This window comes from Agathobacter ruminis (genome assembly GCF_002735305.1).
Classification (GTDB): domain Bacteria; phylum Bacillota; class Clostridia; order Lachnospirales; family Lachnospiraceae; genus Roseburia; species Roseburia ruminis.
The window spans coordinates 18467-41003 of sequence record NZ_PDYG01000123.1; the positions used below are offsets into that span (position 1 = coordinate 18467).

The following is a 22537-nucleotide window of genomic DNA, read 5'->3' on the forward strand; positions in this document are numbered from 1 at the left end:
GATAGTCGGGTTAAAGAAAAAAATTAACCCAAACGGGTAATTATTCTAAGGAGGAATTTTACAAATGGCAAAGGAACATTTTGACAGAACCAAACCACATTGTAACATCGGAACCATCGGTCACGTAGATCATGGTAAAACAACTTTAACTGCAGCAATCACTAAGGTTTTAGCTGAGCGCGTAGCAGGAAATGCAAAGGTAGATTTCGAGAACATCGATAAGGCTCCGGAAGAGAGAGAGCGTGGTATTACCATTTCTACCGCACACGTTGAGTATCAGACAGAGAAGAGACATTATGCACATGTTGACTGCCCGGGACATGCTGACTACGTTAAGAACATGATCACCGGTGCTGCTCAGATGGACGGCGCTATCCTTGTAGTTGCTGCTACTGACGGTGTTATGGCTCAGACAAAGGAGCACATCCTTCTTTCTCGTCAGGTAGGTGTACCTTACATCGTTGTTTTCTTAAACAAGTGCGATATGGTAGACGACGAAGAACTTATCGAGCTCGTAGAGATGGAAGTTACCGAGCAGCTTGAAGAGTACGGATTCAATGATTGCCCAATCATCAAGGGATCTGCTCTTAAGGCTCTTGAAGATCCAAACGGCGAGTGGGGCGACAAGATCATGGAACTCATGGCAACTGTTGATGAGTACATCCCAGATCCAGAGCGTGACACTGATAAGCCATTCCTTATGCCTGTAGAGGACGTATTCACCATTACCGGTCGTGGTACTGTAGCTACCGGTCGTGTAGAGCGTGGTACATTACACCTCAACGAAGAACTTGAAATCGTTGGTGTTAAGGAAGAGACTCAGAAGACCGTTGTAACCGGAATCGAGATGTTCCGTAAGATGTTAGACGAGGCTCAGGCTGGTGATAACATCGGTGCTCTTCTTCGTGGTATCAACCGTGACCAGATCGTTCGTGGACAGTGTCTCTGCAAGCCAGGTACTGTTACCTGCCACAGCAAGTTCACCGCTCAGGTTTACGTATTGACCAAGGATGAAGGTGGTCGTCATACTCCATTCTTCAATAACTATCGTCCACAGTTCTACTTCAGAACTACTGACGTTACCGGTGTTTGCAACCTTCCAGAAGGAACCGAAATGTGCATGCCTGGTGATAACATCGAAATGACTATCGAATTGATTCACCCAGTAGCTATGGAGCAGGGTCTTACTTTCGCTATCCGTGAGGGTGGTAGAACAGTAGGTTCAGGCCGTGTTGCTACTATCATCGAGTAATCTTATTCGTAAAGTAAATAAGCCAAATATATTAAAGCCTTTCAGGGAATATCCTGAAAGGCTTTAATTTTTTGTTTAGAAATTATATGTATTAAATCAGCAAATCTATGATTCAATCATAGCAATCAAAGACGGAACGATTGTGGAAAAAGGGTCATATAATGATTTGATTGAAACAAAGTGGTATGTGTGGGCGTTAACAAATATAGAGTTAAATATTACGCAAGCATAGAATATTGCCGTGATTTTCGCGAAGATATTCTAAAAGAAAATATATAAACAAAAATTATATTATGTATGAGCATAAAATATGATGAATAATAATATATAGATTGACATATAATTGACGGATATGTAGTATAAATATAAAAAGAAATATCGGGAGGGTAAAAATGAAAAGACGATTATTAAAAAGAACTTTAGGTCTAGGATTGTTATTGGCAATGAGTGTTGTAACAATATATGCAGCAGATAATTATAAAGGCTATTGGGGATATTCTTTGCCTCCGCGTAGAGGAAATAATTATACAACTCAACATGAAAAGCAGTATAATGATAATTATATTAACAATAAAGTGGTTTCATTGAAAAATACCAGTACAGTTACTTTTTGGGCTGCAGATTCAGATAAAGATCAAATATCGAATGACTATGATCAGAAGGCTGGTAGTACAGCAAAGATTAAGTTCACGGAAAAGGGATTTAATAAAGCGGGGAAAGAAGTAATGCTTGGAATGGAAAATGCTAGTTGGTATTGGCGAGAATATGCATTCGCTGATGGAAAAGTAGATTTCAGATAGTTATTTAGGCAATCAGGTTTCTCTGATTGCCTTCTTTAATATTAAGGAGATGAAATGAGAGTATTAAAAGTTCAAATGAAGGAATGTTTGAACCAAATTGAATTTAAAGTATGTTTTGCATTTTGGTGTTTGATTAGTTTTGGCGGGATTGTAATCAGTTGTATGAAATACTATGATTGCAATTATTTAAATATCAGAAGTGCAGCAGATAGTTTTTTGCTGGTATCACCAAATGCGAGTGCAGTCGCGCAGATTTTTACTTTGACATTCCCGTTGATTGCGGCCGTTATGTGTGCCGGAACCAGAAGGAATGGAGAGAAATCGGGGGGGGGATTGTTTTCGATGACGCGAATGAGTCGCAAACAATATGTTTTTGGAAATGCTTTGGTTACGGTATTATTAACCGGGGCGAGCATATTATTTACCCTTTTGGTGAATCAGCTACTATGTCTTGTTGTATTTCCGGTGGAAGGATATAGTAATCGTTTTGGTGTGGCTGAATATCTGGCGCCATTAAATTATGATTCAAACGCATTATTGGATTTTTGGCAGGTTCAAAATCCATATTTATATAATCTGATATATATGGTGCTGATATCAGTGCTTGGAGCCGGAATAGGATTCGTTTGCTATGCTGTTCAATTGCAGAAAATCTTCCAACGATATCGAACATTATATATTTCGATAGGTATCTTTTTGTTATTTATCGGACTATCGATTATGGGGCAGATTTTAGACATGCCACTGCTCTCTTTTTTGTCATATGTGGAAGTTGGTCATTATGTACGAATTTCAGATTATATTCTTTTTGTGATATTGATTTATGGTGCAGGAACCATTCTAACAATCAGAGGTGCATATCAATATGAGTATATTTAAACGAATATCATTATTTTGGTATGTGACGGCAGGATTAGAAGTGTTTTTGTGCGCCTTGACATGGCGACAAATGAATCGCGATCCTATGCTGTATCTGTTTGCACTATTTCAGGATATGTTGAATGAAATTACATTATTAGCCGTTGCGATACCAATTTTTGCTGGAATTATATTAAAAGAAACAGCGCTCAGTAATTTATGGATTTTACGATTGGGCGGACGCGGGGCATGGAAGCGTCGGATAGAAAAAAGAATCCTGATAATTAGTGGAATCTATACCATACTATTATTGTTACCATTAAGTATCGTTTGGCTGATATTCGGATACAGAGTCGATCTGGCTATGAATCTTACATATTTCGGACTGAGTCTGATGGGATACTTTTTTTCATTTAATATCATTGCGTTTGTGATTGGCATCATCAAGCTGAAATGGAATAAAGATGTATTGGCTTTTCTTGTGGTCTATGCACTATGTTTTATGCCATTCGTAGTAACTAAAATATTGGGATTTGTACCGATTGACTATTCGTCCATCGTTAATTCGTCGTTGTTGATTCATGCGAATGGATATCAATGGGTACAACATGCTATAATCTGCGGTTGGATGGCAATCGTGGCATCTCTTTGTCAGTGGGTTATTACTGTACAATCGAATCGCAAGGACATTATGATGTGAGGGAAAAATGAAAATAAACGCGTATCATATGAAATGCATTTTGATGTTCGCACTGCTGCAACTGTTCTTTTCTGCGTATTATGGATATCTGAATGTAGGTGGTTTTTGGTGGAATCATAGAGAAGCAATCACTTTTTGGGGCGGAATTACAATAGAGGACAGTACAGATTTATTGTATGTTATTCTATATTTTATACCTCAATTCCTCCTAATTACATTTGTAATCAATGATTATATAAAGGAAATGAAAAGCAATTTTATTTTCATCTTTCTTAGAACACCCAACCGAATGCATTGGCTGTATCAAATGCATATGAAACTGATTTTCAGTATCGTGTTATTTGAATTGATATGGCATATAATACCGTGGTGTTACGGATATTATGAAGGGATTTGGAATGAAACAGCGTATTTATTACTGCTTGCGTCAGTATCAAATCTATTATATTTTTTCCTGCCGGATTCGGTGAGTGTATTGGGGACAATATTGGCTATCATAACACCTGTTTTCTTGATTGGAGTGATATATGAAAATCGTGGACCATGGCAGGTGTTGATTGATCGACTGCCATGCTATTGGGGCAACTGGAATTATTTCCGACACAGTGAGATGACAATGGGATTTGCATTATGCGCAATGCTATTATTGTATGTCGTTGTTTTTTTTGTTCAAATGTGGAAATTTAAGAAGTACGAATTTGTATAAGACAAGAATTTGGAGAGTATAGATGAATATCATTGTGAAGAATATAGACAAAAATATAAAAGGAAATCAGGTCTTGGATAACATTTCTATTGAGATGTGTGCCGGAAATATTTATGGAATATACGGTCGGAATGGTTCCGGAAAAACAATGCTGATGAGAGCTCTTTTGGGATTAATTCATGTAGATTCCGGAGAAATTATGATAGATGGGCAGAAGATAGGACAGGATATTGATTTTCCTGAAAATGTAGGAGCAATCATTGAAAATCCTGGATTTTTCACACATGCAACGGGATATGAGAATCTTAGATTGCTAGCAGATATTCGAAAAAAAATATGTGATGACGAGATACGAAACGCAATGCAAATGGTTGGGTTAAATGATCGTGATAAAAGAACTGTTTCAAAATATTCGCTTGGAATGAAGCAGAAACTGGCAATCGCGCAGGCAATTATGGAAAAGCCGGATCTTTTGGTTTTGGATGAGCCGACAAATGCATTGGATGAGGAAAGTGTTAATCAATTCCGGGATATCATCAAAGAATTTGCAAAACGCGGGACATTGGTTATATTGGCAAGCCATAATAGGGATGATATAGAGACTTTATCTGATGTACAAATCAAAATGGAAGCCGGAAAAATAGTCGATGTTCAGTCAAAAGAGGGGTAAATGATATGACAGCAACAACAAAAAAATTTTTTATTGGATGTTTGTTTGCCCTGGTATTGATGTTTGGTGTTGCAATCGTTACGCGTACAAGCTATTATGGCGCGACAACATTGGATCAGCTGTCAGAAAGCGGAGAATTGGATGATTATTTGCTGGAACAATATGATGATGCGCCGGACGAGAACAGTATATCCATTCATAACATGGATGACTTAAAAGCGGCAACTGACTGTATCGTAAAAGTTAAAGTGACAAATGACAGACAACTGCGAGCCAATTCTATACTCACAAAGGTGCAGGTAGAAGCAGTATTACAGACCTCTGACGACATCTCTGCAGGAGAGGAAATCTTTATCTATGAACCGGCATCGTTTAATCAGGATTTTCAGATTTATGAAGAAAAAGTAGGTTATCAACTGATGAAAGTTGGGGAAGAGTATATCGTCTTTTTGAATCATCTGAAAGTAATTGATGGATATCAAATGAGTCAAAAGGAAAAGCGGACATATTATCCAAGCACATCATTATATTCGACATACAGATTGTCCGAGTTAAACGCGGATGTCCTGGATTCGGAAAGAGTCTATGGTGATGGAGAGCGTTATGCGTACAGAGAAATAAAGGATATGGATTTGCTTACCATTCATCAGGAGGAGCTAGACCTCTATAGGACGCTGAGAGAACAAGTATTAAAATGGTAGATTGTTCCGATTGGCAGTTTTGCCATCAATGTGGTAGAATGGATAAATCAGAGTAGAATAATTTCAAAAAACGAGGTGAACTATGGAACTTTCAAGCTTAAATAAAGAATACAAGCTGGTACGCCAGGATAGCATGGACAAATTTATCAAATTAAGTCATGTAAATCCAAAGATTGTTTTAGTTGAGGAATATTGGATTACCTCTGATCAGACAATGGGCAACAGATGCGCTTATTTTGAGTCATACACACAAGCAGAAGAATATGCATATTTGCTGGCTGCGAACCGCTCGGCATTGAATCAGAACCATGAGAAGCCGTTCTGCATTTTTATCAATGGAAAAGAAACCAAAGTAGATGGTAATCTGCAACAATTTCTGGCAGGTGAATTTCAACTGAAGCAGGGCTAGTATCCAAGCCGCTCAAACGATAGATTTTGGTTGACTTTTCAGACTTCGCGTATTACAATCAAGTCGTGCGTCGATAAGGAATAGTATACGGTGGAAAGCCTGCAGAGAGAAGTCGGATGGTGTGAGACTTTGGTGAGTAAAGCGTAGAACCGGCCTTGGAGCTATACAATTCTATAAATGAGAGCAGGTAATACCTGAATTTAGGTGGTAACGCGGATTTGATTCGTCCTAAAATACATCAGATGTGTTTTTCGGATGAATGGAATCCGCTTTTTTCATTAAAAAGAAAAGGAGCAAAAAGAAGATGAAATTAAAAGACTTAGTAGGATTACGATTCAAAGAACGCCCGGCCGACTGTGTGATTGACAGTCATGCCTTTTCTGTGCGAGGCGGTTACATCAAATATGTTTCCAATGGTATTTATTCCCTGTATACGCCGATGAAGCGTGTGACTTCCAAGATCGAAGCCATTATTCGCGATGAGATGGAAAAGGTGGATTCACAGGAAGTGATGTTCCCTGTTGTATTGCCGGGATCGCTGTGGGAAGAATCGGGACGCTATGAAAGCGTCGGCGAGGAATTGTTGCGATTCACCGACCGTAACCGTGCCAAGATGGTACTTGGAATGACACATGAAGAGGCAGCAGTACAGCTGGTGCGTGAATATGGAAGCACTTATGCAAACTATCCGTTTTCTATTTACCAGATTCAGACCAAATTCCGCGATGAGGCAAGACCTCGTGCCGGATTGATTCGCGTACGCGAATTTACCATGAAGGATGCTTATTCTTTCCATACGTCCCAGGAAGATCTGGAAGCTTACTATGACAGAATGGCAGAAGCATATTTCCGCATTTTCAAGAGAGCGGGAATCCCGGAAGTCGTATCCGTAAAATCCGATTCCGGAATGATTGGTGGAAGCGTATCGCATGAATATATGCTTTTGGTGGATGCCGGTGAAGATTCCATCGTTCTTTGCAAGGAATGTGGATACAGTGCCAATATGGAAGCTGCGGACAATACTGTTGATAACAGTGGAAGCGCACCAATCGGAGAACTTACAAAAGTGCATACACCGAATGCCAAGACCATGGATGAAGTATGCGGATTCTTACATGCAAAAGTAGAAGAATCATGCAAGGCTGTGGTATATCAGAAGAATATGACGGACGAATATGTAGTGGTATTCCTGCGCGGTGATTATGAAGTGAACGAAACCAAGCTCGTGAACCTGATTGGAGACAAGGTTCATCCGGCTGAAATCACAGATGGATGTGGCATTGTAGCCGGATTCTGCGGACCGGTCGGACTGAAGGCTGACTGTCAGGTAATCTATGACAAATCTTTGCAGGGAATTGAGAACCTCGTATGCGGAGCAAACGAAGTGGACTACCATTATACCGGCATGAATCTTGCCCGTGACTGTGAAGGCGTGGAATTTGTCGATGTGGCAAAAATCAAAGAAGGTGGCATCTGCCCATGCTGTGGCAAGAAGACCATCACCATCAGCCGCGGAATCGAAGTAGGTAATATCTTCCAGTTGGGAACCAAATATACCGAAAGCATGAATATGACTTATACAGCAGAAGACGGTAAAACCAAGACCCCTATCATGGGTTGCTACGGAATCGGAGTCGGCCGTCTGGCTGCTTCCGTATGTGAAGCAAAGCATGATGAACGTGGACCAATCTGGCCAATCACAATCGCTCCATGGCAGGTACATCTGTGCTGCATGCGTGTCGATGACAGCGCCTGCAAGGCAGAAGCCGATCGCATTTATGAGGAATTGCAGAATGCCGGTGTAGAAGTCATTTATGATGATCGTGATGTGCGCGCAGGTGCAATGTTTGCAGATGCAGATCTACTCGGCGTACCTGTTCGTATTGTCGTAGGTCCAAAGGGTCTTGCAAATGGTGAAATCGAGCTTGCAACACGCGATAAGAGCGTACAGGAGCAGGTAAAGAAGGACGAAATCGTAGCTAAGACACAGGAATTGATTCAAACTCTGACCGACAAAATTATGCAGGCTTAAGGGATTGCCTGAATTACGAATGAACAAAGACGATTATGAACTTTTGACAAAGGCGGGACTGACGCTGGAACAGCGGCCGGAAGGGCTGACTCTGTGCAAAGGTGAGCTGTCCATGTGCGGCGATTTCACACATATGATTCCCCGCTTGACGCCAAACCGCCTCAATGGGGAGATGCTGGTGCGTGCCGCAAAAATCAAAGGGATAGATCATCCGACTTTATTTGATGCGACAGCCGGAATGGGAGAAGATTCGCTTTTGCTCGCGGCTGCCGGGTTTGATGTGCAATTGTGTGAATATGATCCGATTATATTTGCACTGCTTTCGGACACGGTAGAGCGGGCAAAACAGGATCCGGACTTGATGCACGCGGTTGCACGCATGCAATTAAAGCACGGTGACAGTATTGAGATAATGCACAACATGGCACAGCCGGTCGATGTCATTTTACTCGATCCGATGTTTCCGGAGCGCAAAAAGAGCGGTCTGATTAAAAAGAAATTTCAGTTGCTGCAACAGCTTGAGCGTCCATGCGACAATGAGACGGAGCTGCTTGAAGCTGCAATTGCTGCCAATCCGAGGCGCATTGTCATCAAGCGGCCGCTAAAGGGTCCATATCTGGACGGCAGGAAACCTTCCTATTCTATGAAAGGAAAAGCAATCCGATATGATTGCATTGTTTTACACTAGGATTTTATGAGTTGGGATTTTTTATTTTTCTTAAATAGCATATTGTTGGGCATAGGGCTCGCAATGGATGCATTTTCGGTGTCCATTGTAAACGGGCTAAACGAGCCGGGCATGCGGATGCGCAAAGGTATCTGGATGGCCGGCGTATATGCGTTCTTTCAGTTTTTGATGCCGATGGTCGGCTGGACCTGTGTGCATCTGATTGCAGATCAGTTTGTGATGTTTGAACGCATGGTACCATGGATTGCACTGCTTTTGCTGCTGTATATCGGAGGCAAAATGCTGTGGGAAGGCATCCGCGAAAACTGCAAAAGCGATGAGGTTAAAGAAATCTGCCTGGCTGCAGAGGAAAAGAAGCTGACGGTTTCGGTTCTGCTGATTCAGGGCCTTGCCACCTCTATCGATGCACTCTCGGTTGGCTTTACCATCGAGAACTATCCGCCGGTAATGGCTTTTGTTGCCGCAATCATCATTGCGGTGGTCACTTTTATCATTTGTCTCGGAGGATTGAAAGTCGGCAAATTTGTCGGCATGCATTTGCTGGGCAAAGCTTCTGTTTTTGGTGGGCTGATTCTGATTGGAATCGGAATCGAGATCTTCCTCAAGGGAATTCCGGCATAAACCTTGCCGGATTCACAACAAAAGTGTTGAAAAACTGCAGAAATTGTATATAATGTTAGTGTATGTGGATTTTTGCGCCCATTTCGCGTGAAGCTGCATTTTGCGACATGAAATTTGAAAAAGATTGTTACATGACATATACGATAGATAGAAACTGAGATGACCCTCAGGAAGGAGTAGAAAATGATTGGATCAGATATCGGAATTGATTTGGGAACTGCCAGCATTCTGGTTTATATAAAAGGAAAGGGTGTTGTATTAAAGGAGCCATCAGTTGTGGCTTTTGATCGCGACACCAACAAGATTAAGGCCATCGGAGAAGAAGCGCGTCTGATGCTTGGCCGTACTCCGGGCAATATCGTAGCAGTGCGTCCGCTTCGCCAGGGCGTTATTTCGGATTATACTGTTACCGAAAAGATGATCAAATATTTCATTCAAAAAGCACTTGGCAAGAAGAGCTTCCGCAAGCCACGCATCAGCGTATGTGTACCTTCCGGTGTAACAGAAGTCGAGAAGAAGGCAGTAGAAGATGCAAGTTATGCAGCAGGTGCCCGTGAAGTGGAAATTATCGAGGAGCCGATCGCAGCAGCAATCGGAGCCGGAATTGATATTGCAAAGCCATGTGGAAACTTAATCGTGGATATCGGTGGTGGTACCTCGGATATCGCCGTAATTTCACTCGGCGGATCTGTTGTCAGCACATCCATCAAGATTGCCGGCGATGATTTTGACGAGGCAATTGTCCGTTACATGAGAAAGAAACACAATCTTTTGATTGGTGAGCGCACCGCAGAAGATATCAAGATCAAGATCGGAACCTGTTTCCCTCTTGCAACCAATGACACGATGGATGTACGCGGCCGTAACCTTGTGACCGGTCTTCCTCGTACCATTACAGTGACTTCCGAAGAAACAGAAGAAGCACTTCGTGAGCCGACTCTTCAAATTGTAGAAGCAGTACATTCCGTACTGGAGAAGACTCCTCCGGAACTTGCAGCCGATGTCGCTGACCGCGGTATTGTATTGACCGGTGGTGGAGCACTTCTTCGCGGTCTTGAAGAACTCATCGAAGACAAGACCGGAATCAATACCATGACAGCAGAGCAGCCAATGACCTGTGTTGCCATCGGAACCGGAAAATATGTCGAATTCCTTGCCGGAAAGCGCGACGAAATTTAATCAGAACGATATGGGCCCCCGCAGTTTGCGGGGGCTTTTATAAATCAGATATTGCAGAAGAATCGCATATCTGCTAGGATAAAAGTACGATATTAAAAAAAGGGGTTAAGTTCCCCGAAAATCCTCCGATATACATTTCAAGAAAACATCAGTGGCAACGAAATATTTTTAAAATCAAGGTTAAGGTTTTGGACGTTGCGTCCGATATTTTCATTAAAGAAGTTATTTCAGGGAAGAAAGGAGATGCTGTTATGCGTATAGATGCATATAATCAAATCGCCCAGGTTTACGGAACACAAGCAACAAATAAGGTGTCAAAGGCTCAATCTGCTTATGGAGTGCAGCAGGCATCTGATCAGTTGACCATTTCCCAGACCGCTCGCGATTTTCAGGTAGCTAAAGCTGCAGTGTCGGGAGCTTCAGACGTCAGGGAAGATAAGGTCGCAGAACTTAAAGCAATGGTGGATTCGGGAAAATATACTGTGAATGAAGGCGACTTCGCCAGCAAGTTACTTGCAAAGTATAACGAGAAAATTACATTCTAGGAAATGAGGAATCATTCGTGGCAAGCTTGGTCGAGGAATTAGTCGAAGTATTGCATAATGAAAAGGAGATATACGGAGAGTTAATCGAATGCGGAACAGAAAAGAAAGACATTCTGATTCGTGGTGATATCCCTGCATTAGAGGCATTGACAGAAAAAGAACAGGCTTTAAGCGATCGTCTGTTATCCGAAAGCAATCGTCAGATTGCTTTGCTCGGAGATATTGCGAACGTACTTGGCAAAGGCTCCGAGCAGATGACAGTTACGAAACTCATTGTTGCGCTTGCATCACAACCGCAGGCGGTACAACAACTCACCGATGCAAGGGATCAGCTTTTGGAAGCTGCAAATGAGATGCAGCGGATTAATGTCCAAAATGAGGCCTTATTGAATCAGGCGATTGAACTCACCGAATTTGACATTACCTTATTCAAAAGTTTGCGACAAGCACCTGAAACTGCAAACTACAACCGCAATGCCTATAACACAGGCGCTCTTTTAGGGGGTAGTGGCTTCGACGCAAAACAATAACAGATAGGAGGAATAAGGTATGGCAAACGGCTTTGGAAGCCTTTATATCGGCCAGTCCGGTTTAATGGGCGCACAGAACGCACTGAATACAACTGCCAACAACTTAGCCAATGTCAATACCACAGGCTATGTTCGGCAACAGGTTCGATTTGCGGACCAGGAATATGCAACACTTAAAATTGCGAGCAGTACTACAAATCTGCAACAGGCGGGACTCGGTGTCTCGATTGGAGATGTAGTTCATGCCCGCGATATCTTTTTAGATAAAGCATTTCGCTTGGAAACAGGAAGAGAATCTTTTTATTCTACCTGCTATGAAGTAACCACTCAGGTGGAGGATTTGCTTCAGGAGCTCGATGGCGAGCAATTCGCCAACAGCATCAAAGATCTGTATACGGCAATCGAAGAGATGGCCAAGGAACCGGAAGATTCCACCAAACAGAATCTGTTGCTGCAGAAATGTGAACTCTTTCTGAGCAGAAGTGCATCTTTGTACTCTGATTTCAAGAGTCATCAGTCCAACTTAAATGAACAGATCAAGGACTCAGTAGACACCATCAACAAAATCGGAAATCGAATCTATGAACTGAATGTCGCAATTCAGCGTGTAGAGTCTGCCGGCGTTGAGACGGCCATGACCATGCGCGATGAACGGGATCAGCTGATTGATCAGTTGTCCGGCCTGGCAAAAATCGAGGCGACAGAGGATCAGTTTGGTTTTGTAACCATCGAACTCGAAGGCGCGGAATTTGTCATCGATCGAGGCTGCATGAACATGAACGTATTGTATGATTCCGATACCGGATTTGATACACCATACTGGCCACATCTCTCCAATGACGATACAAAAACCTATATCGAAGTGTTCAATCTGACCTATGATGCAAAGACGGAGAACAATACCGACATCGGTGCGGTAAAAGCACTCCTGATTCAGCGCGGCGATCATTTCGGAACCAAAGAAGATATGGCAAGCCTGGAGAGCTTCTCCAAGATTGAGAGTTCGACCATGATGGAAGTGGAAGCGGAGCTGGATCAGATGTTCAGCAAAGTGGTCAATGTCATCAATGACCTGTTTTGCCCGAATATGAGCATAGACGATTCAAAGGCAATCCTCGATGATATGGGTCTGGCAACGACGACCGTCATGCCGGATGAAATCGGAAATCAGGACAGCGTTTACCAGCTGCATGGCAGCAAATCGGAGAGCAACAGTTACTATATTATTGGAGTACAAAACGGGAAAACGCAGATTGTCGCAACAGAGACAGCGCAGATTCTCGATGAAGATAAATGTTATTACGGAATTGATCACCAGTTGCCACCGCGCGAATTGTTCGTGCGCAACAGTGTGGACAGATACACACAGGTGCAGGCCGGCGGTCGTACCGTTTATGTATATAATGCTGAGGATGTGGAAAACTCCAACACCTGGTATCACCTCGGCACAACACGCATCAATGATGAATTGCAAAAGCAGATTACTTTGATGCCTGCATATCAAAAGGATGGAGATGTTGCATACGACCTGGGAGCAGCACTTTCGAATGCGTGGGCTTCCGCGACACTGACACTCAATCCGATGGACAAGAATGTGACAAATTTCGAAAATTACTATAATAAGATGATAAACAAGCTCGCGACAGACGGAAATATCTATTTTTCCGCATCCGAGACCTTGCAGGCGACGAAAGCATCGCTGGAAAATTCCAGACAGCAGGTCACCGGTGTATCATCCGACGAAGAATTGACCAATATGGTCAAATTCCAATCGGCCTATAACGCGTCAAGCCGTTTTATGACAGTCATCTCTCAGATGACAGAAACGATTGTTGGACTCATCTAAAGGAATTTGCCATTCGTGCCGATATCATTATCAAGACGAAAATATGATGAAAGGAGTGGCATATGGCATCCACATTTATGGGATTGAATATTGGAAGCAGTGCGTTGTCAACCTACCAGACAGCGGTTAATACCACTGCGAACAATATCGCAAATGTCAAAACCGAAGGATATACCCGCCAGACAACCGAGATTACATCGACTGCCGCTCTGCGCATCAGTGAGAGATACGGTAGTGTCGGTACCGGCGTTGAGGCAAGCAAGATTACGCAGACAAGAAGCGTTTATTATGATACAAAATATTGGGAAAACAACAGCAGCTACGGTCTGTTTGAACAGAAGCTGTACTATCTCGATCAGATTCAGGGGATTCTGAAGGATGACAGCACACAAAACGGATTCTCTACTATTTTTGCCAATATGTTTAATGCGCTGGATTCGGTGATTACAGGCGGACCGAGTGATGTCAGCGCGCGCAATCAGTTTATCAACAAGGCGCAGAGCCTCTGTACATATTTTAATGCGCTTTATACAGATTTGCAGGAACTGCAAAAAGACTGTAATGAAGAAATCAAAACTTCTCTGGATTCGGTAAATGCCATGTCTGAGAAGCTGGCACTGCTGAACAAAGAAATCTATAACCTCGAAGTCAGAGGCGGTACGGCAAACCAGTTGCGGGATGAACGCAATTCTCTGCTCGATCAGTTGTCCACAATGGTAAAAGTAGAGACCTCAGAAGTGGATGTCTACAATACCAACGGAGAAAACCTCGGGGTAAAGACCTGTCGTATTTTTATCAACGGACAGGTTTTGGTAGATGGATTTGACCATCGGACACTTGAGATTACATCCACCGATTACAAGAACAATCAATGTGATATCGATGGTTTGTATGATATTGTATGGAGCGATACCAAGATGAACTTCGCGGTATCGGGCGGAACAGCAGGCGGAACCCTTAAGGGACTGTTCCAGATGCGCGACGGCAACAATGCCGATTCCGAGCATGGAACCGTAACGATTGCAAATGCCAATACCATTCGCATTGAGGATCTGGCAATTACCGATCTGGCAGCATTTGCCGTTGCAGATCGCGGAAGCGTCACAATCGGCAATTACTCTTACCATTATGATTCATTTGAAATCGAGATGACCGAAGACGGTACCATTTCTTCTGTGACATTCCAGCTCGCAGAGGAGAACAACAATACTTCACCGGCATTGATGGATCGTCTGGTTGGAAAGAATGGCGTGGTCGGCGCGTCGGTAGATGCAATGGGTGTCCCATATTATATGGCACAGATCAACCAGTTCATTCGTACTTTTGCGAAGGCCTTCAATGACATTGAGCGAACCGGAGAGACCCTCGATGGGGAACCGATGGGAACATTCTTTACTGCAGAGAATCTGGTAGGAACCGTATTTGACTATTCAGAGCAGTATGATGCAGCTTACGATCCGGGTTCCAATGAAGCAACCTTTACAGATAAATCCAATACCTATTATCAGCTGACAGCAGGTACATTTCAGGTCAACATCAACAGCATTCGCGATCCGCGTTATTTTGCAACCACAAAGGATGTCACAAACGGAACGGATGCCTATGAGCTGATTACGGAACTCAAAAAATTACAGGCTGATGTCACGATGTTCCGCGGAGATGACGCGGAGAGCTTCCTTGAGACATTGCTCTCGGACATTTCGGTTGACACCAACAAATCAGATATCTTTTTCAAGAACTATAAGAACCTGGCAGCATCGATGGATCAGCAGAGAAAATCGGTGGCCGGAGTTGATGAAGACGAAGAAGCTCTGGATCTGATCCGCTTCCAGAATGCATATAATCTTTCTTCAAAGATGATCAGCATCATGACACAGCTCTATGACAAACTGATCAACGAGACAGGAGTAACCTAAAGCACGCGTAAGGAGATCATCATATGAGAATTACGAATAATATGATCATGGACAATACAAAGACCAACATCAATGGCAACAAGGTCAATGTAGACAAGTACAATACGCAGATGACAACCCAAAAGAAAATCAGCAAGGCATCCGAAAATCCGGTGATTGCGATTCGTTCTCTTCGCCTGGGCACTTCCATGTCACATATTACGCAGTATCTGGACAACAATATCAAGGATGCCGCTTCGTGGCTGGATGTCACCTACACGGCATTAAATAATATGAAAGACCTGCTGACGGACATCAGAACCCAGTGTGTCAACGGTTCAACCGACACGTTAACTGCAGACGATCGTCAGACAATTCTGAAAAATCTTGAAGCTTTGCAAGATCAGATATATACTGAAGGTAACGCAGACTATGCCGGACGCACGGTCTTTACAGGATATCGCACCACGGAGAATCTGACATTCAACGAAGATGCACCGGAGACTTCCTATGCGATTGAACAGAATTATACCTTTGAGGATCTCAAACAGCATCGCTTCTATTACGGAGATGCAGCAGTGCCGTCCGCAACAGATGTGGCACAGCATAAGCAGAATAATACCGAATATACCGAGAATGTTGGCCGAGAGACCAATTACAGAGTTCGCCTGGCTTATTCCGGAGCAGAACTTTCGGATACCAATGCATTTATGATTGATGGGACCGAATATACGGACATCACGGTATATGACGACGAGAAACAATGGACAGAATCTGCGGATTTCCCGCTTGCTGACGATGCAACCACCTGCATTTTCATCAAGTCAACCGGCGAGATGGTTATCCCGAAGGATATGGCGGAAGAAATCATCGAAAACAAGCAGTCCATGACAGTGAACTACAACAAGACCGGATTCGTGGAAGGAGATCTGCGTCCGGAATATTATTTCAATTGCACTCTGAATCCGGGAAAGGATGATGAGGTTGTATTTACATTGGAAGAACAGGAAATCAACTATACGATTTCTGCAAATACACAGCTGACAGTCAACACCCAGGCACGCAATGTATTCAGCCAGGACATTGACAGAGATGTGTCGGAGATGATTGACGCAGTCAAATATGCAATCGATGCGGAGACAAAAGTCGGCCGTATCGAAGAGATGATGCGTCAGGAGCAGTATGCAGATCCTGAGTCGCAGGAAGTCCTTCAGGGATATCTGGATGTGGCAAAGAAAGAGCAGGATCTCGCAAATGACAATCTGCAAAAGCTCTATGACAGCTATGTCGGCAACTTTAACAACTATCTGACAAAAGTAAATACCGCGATTACCAATGTCGGCTCCATGCAGGCGCGTCTGTCGCTGACACAGAACCGTGTTGAGAATCAGAGCACAACAGTGGAGCAGTTGAAGTCTTCCAATGAAGACCGCGAGATGTCAGATGTCATTATTGACTACTATGCTGCTTATAATGCATATACTTCATCATTGACAGCAGCTTCGAAAGTAGGAGAACAAAGCTTACTCAAGTATTTGTAAACCAATGTGCACACCCGTGGAGCGGGAGGAAGGAAAGACCATGAAGGCAAAAACAAGACTTTTCGGTGATATTGATATCGCTGATGACAAGATTATTACCATGGACAAGGGAATGATCGGTTTTCCACAGCTGAATCATTTCGCTTTGATCTTTGATGAAGAAAAAGGAGTGCGTGAGACCTCCATTATGTGGCTTCAGTCTATGGATGATCCTGATATCGCATTTCCGGTTATGAACCCGGCTGCAGTTAAGGAAGATTACAATCCAAATGTATCGGCTGAAATCATCGAACCACTTGGAAAATTAAACGAGGACAATACCTTTATCCTGGTAACCGTTACGGTTCCAAAGGAGATTAAGGATTTCTCTGTTAACTTAAAAGCACCTATCGTAATCAACAACGAAACCCAGAAGGGCGTTCAGATTATCGTCGAAGACGATCTTCCGATCAAGTACAAAGTTTACGAAGTCCTTCAGGCCAAGAAGTCAGAAAGGGCAGGTGAATAATATGTTAGCATTGACGAGAAAGAAAGGCGAAGCCCTTGTTATCAATAATAATATCGAAGTAACTGTATTAGAGATTCGCGGTGATCAGATCAAGATCGGTATCAGCGCACCAAAAGATGTTCCGATTTATCGTAAGGAAGTATTCTTACAGATTCAGAAGGAAAACGAAGAAGCTACCGCTACTCAGGAAAGCTTCGACTTGTTGAAGAATCTCATTGGATAATGTGTCAGAAAAATTTTTTTAAAAAAATTTTTATTTTGCTATAAACTTTTTTGAGGGTTAGGACGATAATGTAAGTAGACGGGCAATCTACTCTATTAGTAGACCCCTAAAATTTCACATTTTTCGTCAGGTTTAGTCACATGGAGGTGTAAAGATCATGGCAATAGAAGCAATCAGCGGAGCAGGAATGACTTATCAGGGAAGTGCGTCAACTGCAGAAGTGCGACACGAGGCACAGTCCAAAGTGGATGCATCTGAAATTCAAATCACATCAGAGAAAATCGCATCCGAAACCAGCAAGTTAAACACACAGGAAACCAATCCTGACCCGGAGGATCATCAGGGTCAGCAAATGACACCGGAGCAGCAGCAGGCTGCAATCAAAAAAGCGGTGGAAGATATCAATAAGCGCGCCAACAATTCCGAAGCAATTTTTGGAATTCATGAGGCGACCAATCGCGTTACCATTAAATTGGTAGACAAAGACACGAAGGAAGTCATCAAGGAGTTACCTCCGGAGAAAACACTTGACATGATAGCCAAGGTTTGGGAAATGGCAGGTCTGCTTGTAGACGAGAAGAGATAAGACAGGAGGGGTCGATATGCCTACAAGAGTATCAGGTCTTGTATCGGGAATGGATACTGAATCGCTCGTATCGGCAATGGTATCATCCTATACAGCAAAAGTTGACAAATACACAAAACAGCAGACCAAACTCTCCTGGACGCAGGAGGCTTGGAAAGGCTTAAATACAAAGGTATACGGATTGTATACCAGCATTTCCGGCTTGCGTTTTTCAAGTGGATATTCTCTGCAGAAAGCATCCGTATCGGATGTGACCAAGGCAAAAGTCACCGCAAACGGCAGTGCCGTAAACGGTACGCAGAAATTAAATATTATTGCTTCTGCGCAGACTGCCTACATGACATCTGCGGATTTGTCCAAGAAATATTCCGGAACCATTGACTCCAAGACAGAGTTGTCCAAGCTGGGCTATGATGTGAAGGACGAAGATGGCAAACCGGTCGCTGCCAAAATTAATATTACGACAAAGGATGAAGATGGCAATGACAAGACGACAGAATTGTCTTTATCCGGCAATTCAACAGTCAAGGATTTGCTTGATGGATTACAAAAGGCAGGCATCAATGCGAATTATGATGCAACGAATCATCGTTTTTATCTGAATTCAAAGAAGACCGGAACTGAGGGTGATTTTAGTGTGACCGCAGCACCGGGCGATGAGAATGCGGATGCACTGCTTGCTGCAATCGGATTGAATACCCAGCCGGAGGGCGCAGAGGAGAGTGACACCACCAACTATGCGACAATGGTCAAAGGTGTGGATGCAAAGATTCGTCTGAATGGTGTATTATATACCGGCAACAGCAATACATTTAATATCAATGGACTGACAATCGAAGCATTGGGTGTGACCGGAGACGGTGACGAGAATGCAATTACAGTCAATACACAGACAGATACACAGGGACTCTATGACAAGATCAAAGACTTCCTGTCTCAATACAACAGTGTGATCAATGAAATCACAAAGCTCTACAACGCAGAGTCCTCCAGCGGATATGAACCGCTGACCGATGACGAAAAAGACGCGATGAATGAGACGGAGATTGAAAAATGGGAGACCAAGATCAAGGATTCCCTTTTGCGCCGGGACAGTACACTCAGCGGCGTAATGCAATCCATGATGTCCGCAATGAGCGGTACCTTTACCGTAAACGGAACCAAGGTATCCCTGGCATCCTACGGCATCCAGACACTTGGTATTCTCAATTCTGCCAAGAATGAGCAGAATGCATATCACATTGACGGAGACGAGGAGGATGAGAATACCTCCGGCCGTAAAGATAAGCTGATGACAGCACTCAGCGCAAACCCGGATGAAGTTGTGGACTTTATGAAGCAACTCACCACCAAACTCTACGATGCAATCGGAGAGAAAATGACCGCTACGGAACTTAGTTCTGCTTATACCATCTACAATGACAAACAGATGACCAAGCAATATGGCGATTATACATCCATTATCAAGCAATGGGAAAAGAAAGTAACGGATAAAGAAGATTTTTATTATCAGAAGTTTGCAAAGATGGAAGCAAAACTGTCCGAATTACAAAGCCAGACCTCTTCTTTGACCGGAATACTTGGATAGTTCAAACACAACGGAAAGGGGACGATCCTATGTTACAGCAACAGGCATTTAATGCGTATAACAACAGCAAAATCCTCACCGCATCACCGGCAGAATTGACTCTGATGCTTTATGATGGCGCGATTAAATTCACGAACATCGCGATTCTTGCTTTGGAAAAAAAGGACATAGAGAAAGCTCACAACAATATTAGAAAGACCGAACGAATTGTGATAGAATTCCAGACTTCGTTGGATCACAAATATGAGGTGGCAAAAGACTTCGAAAAGGTATATCTGTATCTGATCAGCCGTTTAAGAGAGGCCAATATCAAGAAAGATGCAGAAATCTTAGAGGAAGTTTTGAAACATTTGCGTACTATGCGTGACACATGGAAAGAGGTAATGACAATTGCCGGAAATGGAACAAAGCGTGCAATCTAATGACAACAGTTATCTTGACATCATGGTGCAGTCTTTGACCAAAAAGCTTGCGGTACTTGATGCCATTGAAAAAGTGAACATGCAGCAAAAAGAAATCCTCGAGGACGATATGTCCTCGCCGGATGCATTTGATAAAACCGTCGACCAAAAGAGCGAGTATATTGATCAATTGGATCAGCTCGACAGTGGTTTTGACAAGCTTTTTGACCGTGTCAAAGAGCTGCTCGAGACCGACCGCGAATCATACCGGGATAAGATTATCCAAATGCAGGAGCTGATCCGACAAATCACCGACAGGAGTGTGGATTTGCAAAAGCAGGAGGCCCGCAATAAGGAGCTTATGACCAATCGATTTGCACAGGTGAAGCATCGCGCCAAATCGGTGCGTGCCAATTCGAAGGCAACGACGGAATACTATAAGACCATGATGAAAAGCGGATTGATTGATCCGCAATTCATGGACAATAAAAAGTAACAAGGGCAATACTTGTACATTGACAATTTTATAAATTTTCTGGATAGTTGTGAGTTGCAAAATCCTTGTTTTTCAAGGATTTTGCAGCTTTCGCTATAAATTTTCGGTACTTTTGGCCGAATTAGTACTTTACAAACCGTGACGAAGGTACTATAATCAAGTCACAAGTGGTGAACAATTCAACCGAAGCGTACGGTCGAGAGAAAAGGAGAGCCACATCAATTACCAAACTTACCGCAAGGACGCGGCATTTTATTTTCAAGGAGGAAAAAATTTATGGTAGTACAACACAACATGCAGGCGATGAACGCCAACAGAATGCTCAACATCACAACAGGTGCTCAGTCTAAGTCAACTGAGAAGTTATCTTCTGGTTACAAGATTAACCGTGCAGCAGATGATGCAGCTGGTCTTTCAATTTCTGAGAAGATGCGTAAGCAGATCAGAGGTCTTGATCAGGCTTCTACCAACGCAGAAGACGGTGTATCTGCAGTACAGACAGCTGAAGGTGCTTTGAACGAAGTACAGTCAATGCTTCAGAGAATGAACGAGCTGGCTACTCAGGCAGCAAACGGAACAAACTCTGAGTCTGACCGCGAAGCTATCCAGAACGAAATTTCACAGTTAACAACTGAGATTGATCGTGTTGCTGAGACAACCAAGTTCAACGAAACTTATCTTTTAAAGGGAACAAACGGAACACAGACCAACTACTTAAAGGGTCATGATGCTGGTGTCGTTGGTACCGATGCAAACAATGTTACATTCGTAGACGGATCAGACAAGGCTACATTGACTGTAGAACTTAAGGCTGGAAAGTCAGTTACCATCGCTGGTAAGGAATATAACATTACTGAAGGTAGCGCTAATACCGCTGATGATTCTATTGATACATTGAAGACCGCTTTAGATAGTGCTTCTTCTGTAGTAATCAACGGAACCACCTATACAAAGGGTGCTGACAACAAGTTCGACGCTGGTACTGGTACCTTATATTCAGCTGATGAAATTAAGGAAAAGGTAGTAGATGGCGCTAAGATTAAAGTTGGTAATGGTACTGAACATGTAGCTCGTGATTACTCCCTGACATCAAAGAACATTGATGCTGCTACTGCTAAGAGCAAGATCGAAACAGCTTTGAAGCAGGCTAACAACATCGGTGTTGATACCGGTACAGTATCTGCAACCGGTGCACAGGATGGATCTACCAATAACTATAAGTTCACTATCAACAAGGGAAAGGCTACTGTTGCTAAGGATCTTTCTTTCGCATTACATGTAGGTGCTGATGCTGATATGTCTAACAAGATTACTGTAGGCATCTCTTCTATGAGCTCTGCAAGCCTTGGTGTACAGGGACTTAATGTAAAAGATGATTCAGGTATGGCTGCTACATATGCTATCGATGCAATCGCAGACGCAGTTGCAAAGGTATCCGCTCAGAGATCTGCACTCGGTGCTATCCAGAACAGATTAGAGCACACCATCGATAACGTAGATAACGTAGTTGAGAATACCACAGCTGCTGAATCTCGTATCCGTGATACCGATATGGCTCAGGAGATGGTTAACTACAGCAAGAACAACATTCTTGCTCAGGCTGGCCAGTCAATGCTCGCTCAGGCGAACTCTTCTAACCAGGGTGTTCTTTCACTCCTCGGCTAATCGGAGTACCGAATATTTAAAAGTTAAAAAACAGTTAGAAATAACACTAGTTCAAGGAGTCGCTCGGCGACTCCTTGAATGCTCTAAAGGTATCAAA

The 22537-nt window shown here is 43.1% G+C and carries 24 protein-coding genes and 1 other annotated feature; all 24 genes read left to right on the top strand.

The window, feature by feature from the left end; translation table 11 throughout:
• Positions 1-64: 64 nt before the first annotated feature.
• On the top strand, positions 65-1252 hold the full coding sequence (tuf, locus tag CSX02_RS11255) for an elongation factor Tu (RefSeq protein ID WP_031542447.1): 1188 nt from the start codon (positions 65-67) through the stop codon (positions 1250-1252).
• Positions 1253-1644: 392 nt separating this feature from the next.
• Complete coding sequence (locus CSX02_RS11260; protein WP_099386739.1) at positions 1645-2052, top strand: hypothetical protein; 408 nt, start codon at positions 1645-1647, stop codon at positions 2050-2052.
• 54 nt (positions 2053-2106) lie between these two features.
• Positions 2107-2931, top strand: coding sequence for a hypothetical protein (locus CSX02_RS11265; RefSeq protein ID WP_031544040.1), 825 nt, complete (start codon positions 2107-2109; stop codon positions 2929-2931).
• A 70-nt stretch (positions 2932-3001) separates the two neighbouring features.
• Entirely contained in the window at positions 3002-3610 is a 609-nt protein-coding gene (locus CSX02_RS11270; RefSeq protein WP_143248187.1) for a hypothetical protein, read from the top strand.
• 487 nt (positions 3611-4097) lie between these two features.
• A complete protein-coding gene (locus CSX02_RS13425) occupies positions 4098-4316 on the top strand; it encodes a hypothetical protein (protein WP_143248188.1) in 219 nt (72 codons plus the stop codon).
• Positions 4317-4338: 22 nt separating this feature from the next.
• The gene (locus CSX02_RS11280; RefSeq protein WP_099386742.1) at positions 4339-4986 is read left to right on the top strand and encodes an ABC transporter ATP-binding protein; all 648 of its coding nucleotides are present in this window, start codon (positions 4339-4341) and stop codon (positions 4984-4986) included.
• 5 nt (positions 4987-4991) lie between these two features.
• Positions 4992-5687 carry a hypothetical protein gene (locus tag CSX02_RS11285; protein WP_099386743.1) on the top strand — a complete coding sequence of 232 codons (696 nt, stop codon included), beginning with the start codon at positions 4992-4994 and terminating at the stop codon, positions 5685-5687.
• Positions 5688-5769: 82 nt separating this feature from the next.
• The gene (locus tag CSX02_RS11290; RefSeq protein ID WP_031544047.1) at positions 5770-6096 is read left to right on the top strand and encodes a hypothetical protein; all 327 of its coding nucleotides are present in this window, start codon (positions 5770-5772) and stop codon (positions 6094-6096) included.
• A 61-nt stretch (positions 6097-6157) separates the two neighbouring features.
• Positions 6158-6330: a binding site (T-box leader), on the top strand.
• A 70-nt stretch (positions 6331-6400) separates the two neighbouring features.
• Positions 6401-8128 (top strand): proline--tRNA ligase, encoded by a 1728-nt coding sequence (locus tag CSX02_RS11295; protein WP_099386744.1) that lies wholly within the window; start codon positions 6401-6403, stop codon positions 8126-8128.
• A gap of 19 nt (positions 8129-8147) precedes the next feature.
• Positions 8148-8816: a class I SAM-dependent methyltransferase gene (locus CSX02_RS11300; RefSeq protein WP_099386745.1), complete on the top strand. Its 669-nt coding sequence runs from the start codon at positions 8148-8150 to the stop codon at positions 8814-8816.
• A 6-nt stretch (positions 8817-8822) separates the two neighbouring features.
• Positions 8823-9437 (top strand): manganese efflux pump MntP, encoded by a 615-nt coding sequence (locus CSX02_RS11305; RefSeq protein ID WP_099386746.1) that lies wholly within the window; start codon positions 8823-8825, stop codon positions 9435-9437.
• A gap of 183 nt (positions 9438-9620) precedes the next feature.
• Complete coding sequence (gene mreB, locus CSX02_RS11310; protein WP_031544051.1) at positions 9621-10616, top strand: rod shape-determining protein; 996 nt, start codon at positions 9621-9623, stop codon at positions 10614-10616.
• Between the two features lie 251 nt (positions 10617-10867).
• Positions 10868-11161 (top strand): flagellar biosynthesis anti-sigma factor FlgM, encoded by a 294-nt coding sequence (gene flgM, locus CSX02_RS11315; protein ID WP_031544053.1) that lies wholly within the window; start codon positions 10868-10870, stop codon positions 11159-11161.
• Positions 11162-11178: 17 nt separating this feature from the next.
• Positions 11179-11691, top strand: a complete 513-nt coding sequence (locus tag CSX02_RS11320) for a flagellar protein FlgN (protein ID WP_031544054.1) — start codon at positions 11179-11181, stop codon at positions 11689-11691.
• A gap of 19 nt (positions 11692-11710) precedes the next feature.
• Positions 11711-13537, top strand: a complete 1827-nt coding sequence (locus CSX02_RS11325) for a flagellar hook-associated protein FlgK (RefSeq protein WP_099386802.1) — start codon at positions 11711-11713, stop codon at positions 13535-13537.
• 62 nt (positions 13538-13599) lie between these two features.
• Positions 13600-15453 carry a flagellar hook-associated protein FlgK gene (gene flgK, locus CSX02_RS11330; RefSeq protein ID WP_099386747.1) on the top strand — a complete coding sequence of 618 codons (1854 nt, stop codon included), beginning with the start codon at positions 13600-13602 and terminating at the stop codon, positions 15451-15453.
• 23 nt (positions 15454-15476) lie between these two features.
• On the top strand, positions 15477-16973 hold the full coding sequence (flgL, locus tag CSX02_RS11335; protein ID WP_031544058.1) for a flagellar hook-associated protein FlgL: 1497 nt from the start codon (positions 15477-15479) through the stop codon (positions 16971-16973).
• A gap of 40 nt (positions 16974-17013) precedes the next feature.
• Positions 17014-17481 carry a flagellar assembly protein FliW gene (locus CSX02_RS11340; RefSeq protein ID WP_031544059.1) on the top strand — a complete coding sequence of 156 codons (468 nt, stop codon included), beginning with the start codon at positions 17014-17016 and terminating at the stop codon, positions 17479-17481.
• Position 17482: 1 nt separating this feature from the next.
• Positions 17483-17704 carry a carbon storage regulator CsrA gene (gene csrA, locus CSX02_RS11345; RefSeq protein ID WP_031544060.1) on the top strand — a complete coding sequence of 74 codons (222 nt, stop codon included), beginning with the start codon at positions 17483-17485 and terminating at the stop codon, positions 17702-17704.
• Between the two features lie 157 nt (positions 17705-17861).
• Positions 17862-18290, top strand: a complete 429-nt coding sequence (locus CSX02_RS11350; RefSeq protein ID WP_031544062.1) for a flagellar protein FlaG — start codon at positions 17862-17864, stop codon at positions 18288-18290.
• A gap of 16 nt (positions 18291-18306) precedes the next feature.
• Positions 18307-19878 (top strand): flagellar filament capping protein FliD, encoded by a 1572-nt coding sequence (gene fliD / locus CSX02_RS11355; protein ID WP_031544063.1) that lies wholly within the window; start codon positions 18307-18309, stop codon positions 19876-19878.
• A 29-nt stretch (positions 19879-19907) separates the two neighbouring features.
• Positions 19908-20300: a flagellar export chaperone FliS gene (fliS, locus tag CSX02_RS11360; protein WP_031544064.1), complete on the top strand. Its 393-nt coding sequence runs from the start codon at positions 19908-19910 to the stop codon at positions 20298-20300.
• Positions 20278-20775, top strand: a complete 498-nt coding sequence (gene flgN, locus CSX02_RS11365) for a flagellar export chaperone FlgN (RefSeq protein ID WP_099386748.1) — start codon at positions 20278-20280, stop codon at positions 20773-20775. Before fliS ends, flgN begins: the two co-directional genes overlap by 23 nt.
• Positions 20776-21051: 276 nt before the next feature.
• Positions 21052-22440 (top strand): flagellin N-terminal helical domain-containing protein, encoded by a 1389-nt coding sequence (locus CSX02_RS11370; RefSeq protein ID WP_099386749.1) that lies wholly within the window; start codon positions 21052-21054, stop codon positions 22438-22440.
• Positions 22441-22537 lie beyond the last annotated feature (97 nt).